This window comes from Paraburkholderia silvatlantica, assembly GCF_003096715.1.
GTDB classification, from domain to species: domain Bacteria; phylum Pseudomonadota; class Gammaproteobacteria; order Burkholderiales; family Burkholderiaceae; genus Paraburkholderia; species Paraburkholderia silvatlantica.
This window is the reverse complement of sequence record NZ_QEOL01000035.1, coordinates 1-14735: the sequence shown is the minus strand read 5'-3', so window position 1 is coordinate 14735 and position 14735 is coordinate 1. Positions and strand designations below refer to the sequence as shown.

11 protein-coding genes are annotated in these 14735 nt (G+C 64.5%); 2 read left to right on the top strand and 9 right to left on the bottom strand.

Features of this window, described 5'->3' with window-relative positions; all coding sequences use genetic code 11:
• Positions 1 to 8: 8 nt before the first annotated feature.
• The 7 genes from C7411_RS33130 to coq7 all read right to left on the bottom strand — a co-directional run bounded on the left by C7411_RS33130 (position 9) and on the right by coq7 (position 7687).
• On the bottom strand, positions 9 to 1445 hold the full coding sequence (locus C7411_RS33130; RefSeq protein WP_110388341.1) for a UDP-N-acetylmuramoyl-tripeptide--D-alanyl-D-alanine ligase: 1437 nt from the start codon (positions 1443 to 1445) through the stop codon (positions 9 to 11).
• Positions 1442 to 2992, bottom strand: a complete 1551-nt coding sequence (locus tag C7411_RS33125; protein WP_110388340.1) for a UDP-N-acetylmuramoyl-L-alanyl-D-glutamate--2,6-diaminopimelate ligase — start codon at positions 2990 to 2992, stop codon at positions 1442 to 1444. Before C7411_RS33125 ends, C7411_RS33130 begins: the two co-directional genes overlap by 4 nt.
• The gene (locus C7411_RS33120; RefSeq protein ID WP_110388339.1) at positions 2989 to 4884 is read right to left on the bottom strand and encodes a peptidoglycan D,D-transpeptidase FtsI family protein; all 1896 of its coding nucleotides are present in this window, start codon (positions 4882 to 4884) and stop codon (positions 2989 to 2991) included. The genes C7411_RS33125 and C7411_RS33120 overlap by 4 nt, the downstream gene beginning before the upstream one ends.
• Positions 4881 to 5237, bottom strand: a complete 357-nt coding sequence (gene ftsL / locus C7411_RS33115; RefSeq protein WP_110388338.1) for a cell division protein FtsL — start codon at positions 5235 to 5237, stop codon at positions 4881 to 4883. The genes C7411_RS33120 and ftsL overlap by 4 nt, the downstream gene beginning before the upstream one ends.
• Positions 5234 to 6187, bottom strand: a complete 954-nt coding sequence (rsmH, locus tag C7411_RS33110) for a 16S rRNA (cytosine(1402)-N(4))-methyltransferase RsmH (RefSeq protein ID WP_110388337.1) — start codon at positions 6185 to 6187, stop codon at positions 5234 to 5236. The genes ftsL and rsmH overlap by 4 nt, the downstream gene beginning before the upstream one ends.
• A 17-nt stretch (positions 6188 to 6204) precedes the next feature.
• Positions 6205 to 6633 carry a division/cell wall cluster transcriptional repressor MraZ gene (gene mraZ, locus C7411_RS33105; RefSeq protein WP_028207782.1) on the bottom strand — a complete coding sequence of 143 codons (429 nt, stop codon included), beginning with the start codon at positions 6631 to 6633 and terminating at the stop codon, positions 6205 to 6207.
• 391 nt (positions 6634 to 7024) lie between these two features.
• Complete coding sequence (coq7, locus tag C7411_RS33100; protein ID WP_110388336.1) at positions 7025 to 7687, bottom strand: 2-polyprenyl-3-methyl-6-methoxy-1,4-benzoquinone monooxygenase; 663 nt, start codon at positions 7685 to 7687, stop codon at positions 7025 to 7027.
• A gap of 308 nt (positions 7688 to 7995) precedes the next feature.
• Here coq7 and C7411_RS33095 point away from each other — a divergent pair, with 308 nt between their 5' ends.
• The gene (locus tag C7411_RS33095) at positions 7996 to 9192 is read left to right on the top strand and encodes a porin (RefSeq protein ID WP_110388335.1); all 1197 of its coding nucleotides are present in this window, start codon (positions 7996 to 7998) and stop codon (positions 9190 to 9192) included.
• 160 nt (positions 9193 to 9352) lie between these two features.
• Here C7411_RS33095 and C7411_RS33090 read toward each other — a convergent pair whose 3' ends face one another.
• Together C7411_RS33090 and C7411_RS33085 are read right to left on the bottom strand one after the other, a co-directional pair.
• The gene (locus tag C7411_RS33090; protein WP_110388334.1) at positions 9353 to 11026 is read right to left on the bottom strand and encodes a long-chain fatty acid--CoA ligase; all 1674 of its coding nucleotides are present in this window, start codon (positions 11024 to 11026) and stop codon (positions 9353 to 9355) included.
• Positions 11027 to 11174: 148 nt separating this feature from the next.
• Positions 11175 to 13253: a molybdopterin-containing oxidoreductase family protein gene (locus C7411_RS33085; protein ID WP_110388333.1), complete on the bottom strand. Its 2079-nt coding sequence runs from the start codon at positions 13251 to 13253 to the stop codon at positions 11175 to 11177.
• Positions 13254 to 13431: 178 nt separating this feature from the next.
• Between C7411_RS33085 and C7411_RS33080 the strand changes: the two genes are divergently transcribed.
• Positions 13432 to 14625, top strand: coding sequence for a M20 aminoacylase family protein (locus C7411_RS33080; RefSeq protein ID WP_110388332.1), 1194 nt, complete (start codon positions 13432 to 13434; stop codon positions 14623 to 14625).
• Positions 14626 to 14735 lie beyond the last annotated feature (110 nt).

Sequence of the window (14735 nt, the reverse complement as noted above, 5' to 3'; positions counted from 1 at the left end):
TTACTATTTCAGAGCGCACCGGACTGGGCGTCCGGCGCAGGGTTTTGCGGATTCGTGAGCGGATTTGTCAACGCCGCCACCACGCGCTCCATCTGCATGAAGCGCGAGCCTTTCACGAGAATGGTCGCGCCGGCGCCATAACCAGCGCCGGCCAGCGCGCGCACGAGTTCGCCCACGTCCGCCGAATGCAGCGCCTGCGCGCCGAACGCCGCTGCGCTGTCACGCGCGGCGTCGCCGAGCGTGTAGAGCGCGTCGATGCCGCGTTGCTTCGCGTAAGCGCCCACCTCGCGGTGAAACGCGGGACCGTCGTCGCCGACTTCGCCCATGTCGCCCAGCACCAGCACGCGCGGCGACATGCGCGAAGCGAGCACGTCGATCGCCGCACGCACCGAATCGGGATTCGCGTTGTAGGTGTCGTCGATCACCGCCGCGCCCGCCAGCTCGCCGAGCGCCGCGCGCTTCACCTGCAGGCGGCCCTTCACCGGCTCGAACGCTTCCAGTCCGCGGCCGATTGCTTCGAGCGAGACGCCCGACGCAAGCGCCGCCGCGGTGGCCGCGAGCGCGTTGTGCGCGTTGTGCGCGCCCAGCACCTTCAACTCCACTTCGAGATGGCCTTCCGGCGTCGCGATCGCGAGACGGTTGCCACCCCGCGCGCCAACGAGCTTGCCGGTGACGGCCGCTTCGACTGCGCTTGCTTCCGTGTGCAGCGCGAAGTCGAGAATGCGCGAACCCGTTGCCGCCACGCGCCAGATGCTCGCGTAGGCATCGTCGGCGGGAAATACCGCGACGCCCGTGGGCTTGAGCGCATGGATCACGCTCGCATGCTCGAGCGCGACGGCTTCCACCGTCGCCATGAATTCCTGATGCTCGCGCTGCGCGTTGTTCACCACCGCGACCGTCGGCTCGGCGAATTTCGCGAGCAACTCGGTCTCGCCCGGATGATTCATGCCGAGTTCGACCACCGCCAGTTGATGAACGCCGCTCAAACGCAGCAGCGTTAACGGCACGCCGATGTCGTTATTGAGGTTTCCGGTGGTCGCGAGACGCGAATTTTCACCGACGGCCGCCGCAAAGATCGACGCGATCATTTCCTTGACCGTCGTCTTGCCGTTGCTGCCCGTCACGGCGACGAGCGGCATCGAAAAGCGGCGGCGCCAGCCGAGCGCGAGCGCGCCGAGCGCCTTGCGCGTGTCGTCCACGCGCAGCGCGGGCATGCGCCAGTCGCCTGGGCTGCGCGAAACGAGCGCGGCGCTCACATGGCGGCCCGCGACCTCGCCGAGAAAGTCGTGCGCGTCGAAGCGGTCGCCCTTGAGCGCGACGAAGAGATCGCCGGGGCCCGCAGTGCGGCTGTCGGTCGAAATGCGCTCGAACGTCGCGTTCTCGTCGCCGAGGACGCTCGCGCCGGGAATCAGCGCCGCGGCTTCGCGCAGGGAAAGCATCGTCATTCACCACCTCCGCGCCCGTGCGTCGCACGGGCGGCGAGTGCAAGCCGCGCGTGGTCCTGATCGGAGAACGCGCGCTTCTTGCCCATGATTTCCTGGGTCGCCTCATGGCCCTTGCCGGCCAGCAAGACGACGTCTTCGCGCGCCGCGCCGCGCACCGCTTGCAGGATCGCGCTCGCGCGGTCCTCGATGCGGCGCGCCTTCGCGGGCTCGCGCATGCCTTGCGCGATCTGGTCGATGATCGCAGCGGGCGATTCGCTGCGCGGGTTATCGCTCGTCACGACGACCTGGTCGGCGAGACGTTCTGCGATCGCGCCCATGAGCGGGCGCTTGGTCGCGTCGCGATCGCCGCCGCAGCCGAACATGCAGACGAGCTGGCCGCCGCGTGCGGCTGCCATCGGGCGCAGCGCTTCGAGCGTTTTTTCGAGCGCGTCCGGCGTATGCGCGTAATCGATCACGACGAGCGGCTCGTCGTGATCGGCGCGGCCGCCAAGACGCTCCATGCGGCCGTTCACCGGCTGCAGCCTCGCGATCTCGTTGAGCGCCGCGACGAGCGGCACGTTTGCCGCAAAGAGCGCGCCGAGCACGCCGAGCAGATTGCTCACGTTGAAGAGGCCGAGAACATGTGCCTCGACTTGCGCCTCGCCCCAGTCCGACGTTTCCAGACGGAACGCCGTGCCGGTGGCAGTCGCTCGCACGTCGCTCGCGCGCAGCCACGCGTCGGCAACGGGTGCGTCGGCCGCGGGCGTCGCCACGCTGTATGCAATCGTGCGAGCCTTGCCGCGCGTCGCGGCGATCAGGCGGCGCCCCGCTGCGTCGTCGGCGTTGACGATCGCGGCGCGCAGGCCCGGCCAAGCGAACAGACGCGCCTTCGCGGCCTCGTAGGCCTCGAACGTGTGGTGATAGTCGAGATGGTCTTGCGTGAGATTCGTGAAGACGGCGATGTCGAACGAGGTGCCGTTCACGCGACCCTGATGCAGCGCGTGCGAGGAGACTTCCATCGCAATCGCCTGTGCGCCTTCGCCACGCAATTGCGCGAGGCTGCGCTGCAGTTGCGGCGCATCGGGTGTCGTGAAGCCCGTATGCACGAGCTGGCCCGGAAAACCCGTGCCCAGCGTGCCGACGATCGCGCACTTCTGGCCGATGGCCGTGAACGCCGAGGCGATCCACTGGCTGCACGACGTCTTGCCGTTCGTGCCCGTCACGCCGACCACGAGCATGGCATCGCTCGGGTCGCCATACCAGCCGCTGGCGATATCCCCTGCGAGCCCGTCGAGTTGCGGCACAGCGAGCGCGATCGACGCGTCGAGCGTGTCGCCCGTATAGCCCTCCGGCTGATAGAGCACGGCCGCGGCGCCACGCTCGATCGCGTTGGCGATGTGCGGACGGTTGTCCGCGCCTTCGACGGCGTAAGCGAGAAACACGTCGCCCGGCTTGAGCGAACGCGTGTCGGCGTGCAGGCCGGCTGCGGGCGCGACGTGCGCGCGCAGCCATGCGAGCGCGTCCGCGATCTGCCGGTGCGCGGGATGCTGGGTGCGCGTGGCGCTCATCGGACGACTCCGGGTCGATTTTTCGCGTTGTCCGCGACGGTCATGTGATGCGCGGCTGCGGCGTTTTTCGCGGCGCTCGTATTCGCCACGCGCTTCACAGGCGTAGCGGGTGCGTTCGCGACGGCCGGGGCCGAAGCGCCGGCAGAGCTGTTGTCCTCGACGACGAGCTGCTTCACCGGCATGTCCGGCGGGACGTTGAGCGAGCGCAGCGTATCGCCGACGATGCCCGAGAACACCGGACCCGACACCGCGCCGCCGAAGTGGCTGCCGGCCGTCGGCTCGTCGACCGTGACGGCCACGACGATGCGCGGATTCGGCATCGGCGCCATGCCGACGAACGACGCGCGGTATTTCGAATGATCGTAGCCGTGCGCGCCGTGCTTATAAGCCGTACCGGACTTGCCGCCCACGCGGTAGCCGGGCACGGCGGCGTCGGGCGAGGTGCCGTCCTTCGACACCACGCTCTCCAGCATCGTGCGCACTTCACGCGCCGTGGTCGGCGCGAAGACCTGGGTGCCCTGCACCGGCTGCGTGTCGCCGGGGTGGCGGAAGATCGTCACAGGCAGAATCTGGCCGTCATGCGCGATGGCCGTATACGCGCGCGCGAGCTGGAACAGCGAAACGGAGAGGCCGTAGCCGTAGGACATGGTCGCCTGCTCGATGCGGCGCCAGCTTTTCCACGGACGCAAACGGCCCGCCGCCGCGCCGGGGAACCCGACCTTCGGCGCCTGACCGAGACCGATGCTGGTGTACATGTCCCACATTTCTTCGGGCTTGAGCGTCATCGCGATCTTGGTCGCGCCGATGTTGCTCGACTTCTGGATCACGCCGCCGACCGTCAGGACGCCGAACGCCGCGTCGTCGGTGATGGTCGCGCCGTCGAGCGTGAAGTGGCCCGGGCCCGTATCCACCAGTGTACTCGGCGAGACGCGATGCAGATCCAGCGCGAGCGACACCGTGAAGGGCTTCATGATCGAGCCCGGTTCGAACACGTCGGTGAGAATGCGGTTGCGCAACTGCTCGCCCGTGAGGTGCGAGCGGTCGTTCGGGTTGTAGGTCGGATAGTTCACGAGCGCGAGCACTTCGCCCGTGCGCACGTCCACCACCATCGCGGCGCCGGCCTTGGCCTTGAACTTCTCGACGGCCGCTTTCAGGTTCGAATAGGCGATGTACTGAATCTTGCTGTCGATCGACAGCTCGACGTCCGTGCCATCGTGGGGCACGACCGTTTCGTCGACGTCCTCGACGATGTGGCCCATGCGGTCCTTGATGACGTGGCGGATGCCCGGCACGCCCGCGAGCACCTTCTGGTCCGATAGTTCGACGCCTTCCTGACCTTCGTCCTCGACGTTGGTGAAACCGATCAAATGCGCGGTGACGTCGCCTTCCGGATAAAAGCGCTTGTATTCGTTGCGCTGGTAGATGCCCGGAATGTCGAGCGCCGTCACTTTCTGCGCGACGTCGAGCGGCACCTGGCGCTTCACGTACACGAACGTCTTGTCTTCGGAGAGCTTCGCGCGCAGCTCTTTCGTGTTCATGCCGAGCAGCGCGCCGAGCTGGTTGAGCTTGTCGGCGCCGAGATCGTCGGGCACGGCTTCGGGAATCGCCCAGATCGCGCGCACGGGCAGGCTCGTGGCGAGCACGAGGCCGTTACGGTCGAGAATCTTGCCGCGCGTCGCCGGCAACTCGATCGTGCGCTGGTAGCGGCTTTCGCCCTGTTTTTGATAGAACGCGTTGCCCGGGCCCTGAATCCAGAACGCGCGCGCGGCGAGCGCGACGAACGCCATGAAGAGCAGGAACACGACGAGCTTCGAGCGCCACATCGGCAGGCGCACGGAGAGAATGGGGTTGGCGCTGAAGGCGACGCTCTTGCGGCGATTGTCCTTTTTCATCGCGCGCCTCCGCGGCGGCCAGGCGTGGGCGCGGCGCCCTGCGGGGGCGCCGGGGTCGGCACGGGTGCGTCGACAGCGGCTGCGCTGCCGGGCGCGAGCGTCAGATATTGCGTGCGTCCGGTCGTGACGGGCTGCATCTTGAGCGAGTCGGTGGCGATCTGTTCGATGCGCGACGTTCTCGACAGCGCGCTCTGCTGATATTGAAGCTGTGCGTAGTCCTGCTGGAGCTGATGCTCCTGCGACTGCGCGCGTTGCAACTGGATGAAGATCTGGCGCTGCTGATTGGTGGCGTTCACGACGGAAAGCGCGCACCCCATGACGACGATCAGCAGGAAGATGTTCAGACGATTCATGGCGTGATGCGCTCCGCGATGCGCATCACGGCCGAGCGGGCGCGCGGGTTCGCGGCGACTTCCTCGTCGCTCGCGAACACGCGGCCGAGCAGCTTGAGCGGCGGGCTCGGCAGGTCGACGGCGCGGATCGGCAGGCGACGGTCCACCGCCGGCGCGCTCGCGTGCGCCTGCATGAACCGCTTGACGATCCGGTCTTCGAGCGAATGAAAGCTGATGACCACCAGCCGCCCCCCCTGTTCCAGCAACGACAGTGCTGCTTCTAGAACGACCTGCAGCTCCGCAAGCTCTTGATTGACGTGAATCCGTATAGCTTGAAAGGTGCGGGTTGCCGGGTCCTTCCCCTTCTCACGGGTTTTGACGACGTTAGCCACGATTTGGGCAAGCTCGCCCGTGCTGTCGAGAGGCCCGAGACGGTCGGACTCTGCCCGGCGAGCAACAAGCGCCTTTGCAATCTGAAAAGCAAACCGTTCTTCCCCATAATCGCGAATTACCTCCGTCAGTTCCTGCACCGTGGCCCGAGCGAGCCAGTCAGCGGCGGACTCGCCGCGCGTCGGGTCCATCCGCATGTCGAGCGGACCATCCGCGCGGAAGCTGAAACCGCGCTGCGGATCGTCGAACTGCGGCGACGACACGCCAAGGTCCAGCAACACTCCCGACACACGCCCTACCCCGCGCGACGCGAGCTCGTCGCGCAGCGAAGCAAAACTCTCATGCACGATCGAAAACCGCGCGTCGTTCACGGTTTGCGCGGTCGCGATCGCCAGCGGGTCCTTGTCGAACGCGATCAGGCGCCCCGCCTCGCCGAGACGCCCGAGGATCGCGCGACTGTGCCCGCCGCGGCCGAACGTGCCGTCCACATAGACGCCGTCCGCGCGCGTGATCAGCGCGTTCACCGCTTCGTCCAGCAGCACCGTGCGATGCTGCAGTCCCTGTCCCATCGCAGATGCCATAGCTTTTTGAACCGCGATCAGAACGTGAAATTTTTCAAGGCGTCGGGCATGCCCTGCGCCATCGCCGCCTGCTCCTTGGCGGCGTAGGTCTGCGCATCCCACAACTCAAAATGACTACCCATGCCGAGCAGCATGACTTCCTTTTCCATTCCTGCCGCCAGACGTAATTCAGGTGAGACGAGCACGCGGCCCGCACTGTCGACATCGACGTCGGACGCATTGCCCAGAAAAATGCGGCGCCACCAGTGCGCGTCCATCGGCAACGCGGCGACCTTCGAGCGGAACACCTCCCATTCGGGGCGCGGAAACAGCAACAGGCAGCCGTCCGGGTGCTTGGTGATCGTCACCCGTCCTTCTGCCTGTTGTTGCAGCGCTTCCCGATAGCGCGACGGAATCGACATCCGTCCTTTCGCATCGAGTGTCAGCGCCGACGCCCCCTGGAACAATTTGCTCCCCCTAATGCGGCGCTTTTCGCCGCCCGCCTGGAAAATCTACCTGAATACGCGCCTGAAATCACACAAAAATACACTTTCTCACACTGTCTCCCACTTTAGAGGAACGCCCAACGAGGGTCAAGGGAGACTGGACGTTTTTTGACGAAATTTATCCGCTAGAACAAGGACTTAGCGGCACTTGTTGAAGTCCGGACAAAAGCCAAAAACCGTTATGAATGAATGAGCTAACGCAGGTTCTGAAGGTGATACGTGAAAAGCGCGGCGATAAACGGCCTTCGGCGGGATCGAGCGGGGGCTTGCGGGGGTTAAAACCGTGTGCTGAAAGCTCTGAAAGATTAATCCGGATTTGAGCCGACAGCGATTGCCGGCCCAAGTCCATTAATCAGATGTAGTAGGCGGTGCGCGTCATGACTTTCGATGCTACACGCATTAGCGAACGCACCGGCAAAGGCAATTCGGCTCCGCCCAGATCGGTGGCCGATTTTGCGTGCGAGATTTCGTCGGCGCGCATCTGCTCGACGACCGCGCGCGACTCGAGATCGGCGGGCGGCAGGCTGTCGAGGTGGCTGTCGAGATGATGCTCGACCTGGCGTTCGGTTTCGGCCATGAAGCCGAGACTCACCTTGTCGCCCAGACGGCCGGCGGCGAAGCCGATCGCGAGTGCGCCCGCGTACCAGAGCGGATTGAGCAGGCTCGGACGCGAGTCGAGCGCCTGCAGGCGGCGCGAGGTCCACGCGAGGTGATCCTCTTCTTCGCGCGCAGCCTGCTCGAAGGTTGCCTTCAAAGACGGCGAGCGCGCCGAGATTTTCTGCGCCTGATACAGCGCCTGCGCGCACACTTCGCCGACGTGGTTGACGCGCATGAGGCCGGCGGCATGCGTGCGCTCGGCAGGTGTGAGTTCGCTGCCGGCTGGCATGGCATCGCCCTCGGGCGTCACTTCGATGGTAACGGGGGAAGGCTGCGGCATCGGACGCGTCATGCGCGACACGCCGGTGAGCGAGCGCAGGCCCCGGTCGAATTCGGTAATCAAGTCGTCTAGCAGCATCCAGCCTCCCTTTCGTTTCTTCGGCGAGCCGGATTTCCCCGCTCGCCCGGACTGCCTCTCCACCCCTACACAAACTCACGGAGATCCGTCAATCCGGGGCAGAGCCGATAGATAGCCGCGTATTCTAGACCATGTTGTGTAAACGAAACAGGTACTTAGCGGTGCCCTGGCTTTTCCTTTGTGACTATTAACCCTTTTGTTACATTACGTGGCAACTTCTCGCGAAGTTAGAAGGACGGGACCACGCACGATAAAAAACCGGTTCCGTTACAAGACGCAAAAGATTCGCAAACACTGGAGATCATTCAATGAAGAAGTCGCTTCTCGCGCTGGCAGCGCTGGGCGCGTTCGCGGGCGTTGCTCACGCTCAGAGCAGCGTCACGCTGTACGGCATCATCGACGAAGGTTTCAACATCAACACGAACGCGGGTGGCAAGCACCTGTACAACCTGTCGAGCGGCGTGATGCAAGGCAGCCGTTTCGGCCTGCGCGGCGCTGAAGACCTCGGCGGCGGCCTGAAGGCAGTCTTCGTGCTCGAAAACGGTTTTGACGTGAACACCGGCAAGCTCGGCCAGGGCGGCCTGATGTTCGGTCGTCAGGCTTATGTCGGCCTCTCGAGCGCCCAGTTCGGCACGGTCACGCTGGGTCGCCAGTACGACTCCGTCGTCGACTACGTCGGCCCGCTCGAAGCCGGCGACCAGTGGGGCGGCTACATCGCAGCTCACCCGCAGGATCTGGACAACTTCAACAACGCCTACCGTACGAACAATACGGTCAAGTTCACCAGCGCCAACTACGCTGGCCTGACGTTCGGCGGCACGTACAGCTTCGGTGGCCAGGCAGGCAACTTCTCGGCGAACCAGATCTGGTCGTTGGGTGCCGGCTATAACAACGGTCCCCTCGTGCTCGGCGTTGGTTACTTGAACGCGCGTACGCCGAACGCTTTCGGCGGTATCTTCAACACCGGCAGTTCGAGTTCGCCGCTGACGGGTACGAGCGGCGTGACGGGCACGACGTTCAACACGGTTTATGGCGGCTTCGCTTCGGCCAACACGTACCAGGTCATCGGTGCAGGCGGTGCATACACGTTCGGCGCGGCAACGTTCGGCGTGACGTACTCAAACGTCAGCTTCCGCAACCTCGGCGCGACCTCGGCATCGATCTTCGAGCGCGGCACGAACGCTACGTTCAACAACGTAGAAGCGAACGTCAAGTACCAGTTCACGCCGGCCCTGCTGGCTGGCTTCGCGTTCGACTACACGGACGGCAACAGCGTCACGCGTGCGAACGGCACGAGCCAGAGCGGCGCAAAGTACTACCAGTACGCACTGGGCACGGACTACTTCCTGTCGAAGCGCACGGACGTCTACCTGATCGGCGTGTACCAGCACGCTTCGGGCCACGACTCGACGGGTGGTTCCGCTGTTGCGTCGATCAACGGCCTGACGGCATCGAGCAACGACAACCAGTTCACGGCTCGCGTCGGTATCCGCCACAAGTTCTAAGAAGAACAGTCGCTGTAATCTCGAAGGCGCCTCCGGGCGCCTTTTTTCTTTGGCGCGTTCTGTCGTTTCGCGACAGTGCGCACAAAAAAGCGGCCAGCCCTCGATGGGCTGGCCGCTCTTCGCTCGTGGCTCGCTGGCCTTTCGCTTCGCTCCTGCGTTTTCAGGCGCGACCGTCGCGCAGCTCGCGGCGCAGGATCTTGCCGACGTTGCTCTTGGGCAGATCGTTGCGGAACTCGATGATCTTCGGCCGCTTGTAGCCAGTCAACTGCGTCTTGCAGTACTCGAACACGTCCCGGTCGGTGAGCGCCGGATCCTTCTTGACGATATAAAGCTTCACTGCCTCGCCCGAATTCTGGTCCGGCACGCCCACCGCCGCCACTTCGAACACGCCCGGCAGCCTGGCCACGACGTCCTCGACTTCGTTCGGATAGACATTGAAGCCCGAGACCAGAATCATGTCCTTCTTGCGGTCGACGAGCTTGATATACCCGCGCGCGTCGATGAGACCGATGTCGCCCGACTTGAAGTAGCCGTCCGGCGTCATGACCTTCGCCGTTTCTTCCGGGCGCTGCCAGTAGCCCGCCATTACCTGCGGCCCGCGGATGCAGATCTCACCCGCTTCGCCGATCGGCAGTTCGTTGCCGGCGTCGTCGCGGATCGAGATTTCGGTGGAAGGCAGCGGCAAGCCGATCGTGCCGGTGTATTCCGTCGCCGTGACCGGATTGCAGGTCACGCTGGGCGAGGTTTCCGAGAGGCCATAGCCTTCGACGATCGGCGTATGCGTGCGCTCGTACCAGCGCCTCGCCACCGCTTCCTGCACCGCCATTCCGCCGCCGTTCGCAACGAGCAGGTGCGTGAAGTCCAGATTGCCGAAATCCGGATGGTTGAGCATCGCGTTGTAGAGCGTGTTCACCGCGGGGAAACACGTGATCGAGTAGCCGCGCAGCGCCTTGATCATGCCGGCGATATCGCGCGGATTCGGAATCAGGATCGCGAGACCGCCGGTGCGCAGCGTCAGGAGCCCGCAAACGGTCAACGCAAACACGTGATAAAGCGGCAGTGCCGCGACCGTCGCAGGCTGCGCACCGGACGGCAATTTCGCAAGCGCGGGCTCGGTCCATGCCGCCGACTGCAGCACGTTCGCGATCAGGTTGCGATGCAGCAGCGTCGCCCCTTTGGCCACACCGGTCGTGCCGCCCGTGTACTGGAGGAAGGCGACGTCCCCGGGTGTCTGCTCGACGCGCTTGAACCCTTTGCGCGCCCCTTCGGCGAGCGCGTCATTGAAGCGCACGTGGCCGGGCAGGTTCCAGGCGGGCACCATCTTCTTCACGCGCCGCACGACGAAATTGACGACGAAACCCTTCGCGCCGAGGAGATCGCCCATCGCCGCGACCAGCACGTGCTTCACGCGCGTATTGGCGACGACCGCGCTCACGGTCCCGGCGAAATTCTCGAGGACGACGATCGCCTCGGCGCCGCTGTCCTTCAACTGGTGCTCGAGTTCGCGCGGCGTGTAGAGCGGGTTCACGTTCACGACGACGTATCCCGCGCGCAGCACCGCGGCGAGCGCGACCGGATACTGGAGCACGTTGGGCATCATGAGCGCGATGCGCGCGCCACGTGCGATGCCGCGCGACTGGAACCACGCGGCCAGGCGCTGGGAGAGCTGGTCCAGCTCGCCGTAGGTGATCGTCTTGCCCATGCAGGCGAAAGCGGGCTTTGCGCGGAATTCGCTGAAGCTCTCCTCGAGCAGCGCAGTGATGGACGCGTAACGGCTCGCGTCGATTTCAGCGGGAACGCCGGGCGGGTACGATTTCAGCCAGACCTTTTCCATACAGCGTCTCCTCCTTGATTTTTCGAATGGTCGTGCTAAAAAATGGGATCGTAGCATGGCGATCCCGCTTTTATGTCAGCAAATCAGCGAGTTAGAAAGGCCCCTCGAACATGCGCTGCAGGGCCGCTAGCGCTAGCGTGAGGCGCTTTCAGGCGCGCTCGACCTCGACGAGACAATCGTAGAAAGTCGCCGAGCCGCCAAGGTCGGTGAGCGCCTGGCTCGTCACCTCGTTGGCGTTGCGGCCGTCCGGCGCAAGCTTCTTCCACCAGATCGACAGGCCCACCACGAGGCCGCTGCGCGCCCGATCGGTCACGCGCGCGCGTGCGCGCATCGAGCCGCGGTCGTTGAACACGCGAACCTCGTCGCCGTCGGCAATCTCGCGGAGGGCGGCATCGGCCGGATGGAGGTCCACGTGCGGCTCCCCTTCTGTCGCGCGCAGGCTCTCCACGTTCACGAAGGTGCTGTTGAGGAAGTTGCGCGCAGGCGGCGAAATCATCGCCAGCGGATAACGCGCTGCGAGCTCGGGTGAGCCGTCCGCCGACTCATGCGGCGGCAGGTAATCGGGCAGCGGATCGAGCCCGGCCTTCGCAAGCGCCTCGCTACGGAACTCGCACTTGCCCGTGGGCGTGCGAAAACCGCCGTTCGCAAACGGCGCTTCGGGAATGTCCAGCTTCAGCCAGCCTGCGCGTTTGAGCGCCGCCCAGTCGGCGCCGCCCAGCGCGGGATCGCTCCAGTCGAATGCCTGGGCCGCCACGTCTTCGTCGCTTTCGAACAACGCCGGCTCGATCAGGCCCATCGCGCGCGCGATGCAACGGAAGATTTCGGTATTCGGCCGCGCCTCGCCAACAGGCGCGATGGCAGGCAAGTTCGCCATGACGTGCGTGTGGCCGTAGGACTTGTGGACGTCGAGATGTTCGAGCTGGGTCGTGGCGGGTAGCAGCAGGTCGGCGTAATCGGCGGTATCGGTCTGGAACTGCTCGAGCACGATCGTAAAGAGGTCCTCGCGCGCAAAACCAGCCGCGACCTTCGCCGACTCGGGCGCAACCGCAACCGGATTCGAGTTGTAGACGACGATCGCTTCGACCTTCGGCCCGAATGCGGCGTCGCCTGTATGCGTGAGCGCGTCGCCGATCTGGTTCATGTTGACGATGCGCGGCTGGTGCTGCGGCCAACCCGGGATCAGATCCGGACGCTGGAGCGCGTTCGCATCGACAGGAGCCCAGCCCGACGAGGAAAGCAGCACGCCGCCCGCGCGCTCGCGCCACGCGCCCGTCAACGCCGGCAGGCAGGCAATGGCGCGCACGGCGTTGCCGCCGCCGCGCACGCGTTGCAGGCCATAGTTCATGCGAATTGCCGTCTTGCGCGTCGAGGCGTAGAGGCGCGCGAGATCGACGACGACCTGTTCCTCGATGCCGCAGATCGCGGCAACGCGCGCGGGCGTGTAGATGAGCGCACGCGCCTTCAGCGCGTCGAAGCCGTGCGTGTGGGCCGCAATGTAATCGTGATCGAGCCGGTCCTCGGTGATCAGCACGTGCATCATCCCGAGCGCGAGCGCGCCATCTGTGCCGGGCTTGAGCGCAATGTGCTGATGGCACTTCTCGGCCGTGAGCGAACGATAGGGATCGATCGCGATCAGCTTCGCGCCGTTGCGTTTCGCCTCTTGCGCGCGGGTCCAGAAGTGCAGGTTCGACGCGATCGGGTTGGCGCCCCAGATCAGGATCACTTCGCTTTCTGCGAAATACTCCGTGAGCATGCCGAGGCTCGAGCCGAACGTATAACGCAGGCCAGCGGCGCCCGCTGCCGCGCAGATCGCTCGATCGAGACGCGACGCGCCGAGCTTGTGAAAGAAGCGCTGGGCGATGCTGTCGCCCTGAACGAGCCCCATCGTGCCGGCATAGCTGTACGGCAGGATGGCTTCGGGCGCACGCCGCGCGATCTCGCCGAGGCGTTCGGCGGCGATCCGGGTGGCCTCGTCCCAGCTGATCGGCTCGAAGCGCCCTTCCCCCTTGCGCCCGACCCGTTTCATTGGCTGCGTCAAGCGCTTCGGGTGATGGACTCGTTCGGCATAACGGGTCACCTTCGTGCACAACACGCCCTGCGTGGGCGGATGGTCGGGGTCGCCGCTCACCTTGATCGCCCGGCCGTTTTCGACGGTCACGCGCATCGCGCAGGTATCGGGGCAATCGTGCGGGCAAACTGCACGGGCAAATTCGGCTGGGGCGTTCATCGGGAATCCATGGGTGAGGCGTTCTGTCGTAACTGCGATTTTATTATGTCCAGTGCGCGCGCCCTGTCGGCACCAGGTGGGTTGGCGCGAAAAAAAAGGTTCGGCGTAGAATGGTCCGTCTAGACCCGGTTTATTTGGAGACAAAGGCCGGGCGCCCACTTTTTGAGCACCGTCCGCCATGAAACTGATTCCGGAAATCCAGGCCGCGCAAGGCGAAATTCAGGGCCTCCGACGAACGATCCACGCGCATCCCGAACTGCGCTACGAAGAAACCCAGACCTCCGACCTCGTTGCGGCAAAGCTCACAGAATGGGGTATTAACGTGCATCGGGGCATGGGCAAGACCGGTGTCGTCGGCGTGCTCAAACGCGGCACCGGCAAACGAATGGTCGGATTGCGCGCCGATATGGACGCGTTGCCGATCCAGGAACTCAACACGTTCGATCATCGCTCGCGCAACGAAGGCAAGATGCACGCGTGCGGCCACGACGGCCATACGGCGATGTTGCTTGGCGCGGCGCAATATCTCGCGCAGCACGGACAGTTCGACGGCACGATCGTCTTTATTTTCCAGCCTGCTGAAGAAGGCGGCGCAGGCGCGAAAGCCATGATCGAAGATGGCCTCTTCACGCAATTTCCGGTGGATGCCGTTTTCGGCATTCACAACTGGCCTGGCATGCCGGCCGGCTACTTCGGCGTGACCGAAGGGCCGATTATGGCCTCAAGCAACGAATTTCGAATTGAAATCAAGGGCGTAGGTTCGCATGCCGCGTTGCCGCATAACGGCCGGGATCCGGTCTTCACAGCAGTGCAGATCGCGAACGGATTGCAGAGCATCATCACGCGCAACAAGAAGCCGCTCGATACGGCCGTGCTCTCGATCACGCAGATTCATGCGGGCGACGCGGTCAATGTGGTGCCGAATACAGCCTGGATCGCGGGCACGGTGCGCACCTTTACGACGGAGACGCTGGATCTGATCGAATCGCGATTGCGCAAGATCGCCGAAAGCACGGCTGAAGCGTACGACTGCTCGGTCGATATCACCTTCCATCGCAACTATCCCCCGACGGTGAACAGTAGCGCAGAGGCGCAGTTCGCCGCGGAGGTCATGCGTGAGGTGGTCGGCGCCGATCACGTCGATGCGGACGTCGAGCCGACCATGGGCGCCGAGGACTTCTCGTTCATGCTGCTGGAGAAGCCCGGCTGCTACGCGTTTCTAGGCAATGGCGAAGGCGGCCACCGGGATGCGGGACACGGCGCAGGCCCTTGCATGCTGCACAACGCGAGCTATGACTTCAACGATCAACTGCTGCCGGTTGGATCGTCGTTTTGGGTGCATTTGGCGACGAAATTTCTGGCGCAGCAGTAATTCGAGGCATCAACACAAAAAGCCGTCCACTGGACGGCTTTTTGTGTTTCCGGCATCGGAAGCCCAAACGCCAGAACCCCGGTTCTCTTCAGGAGAGACCGGGGTTCTGG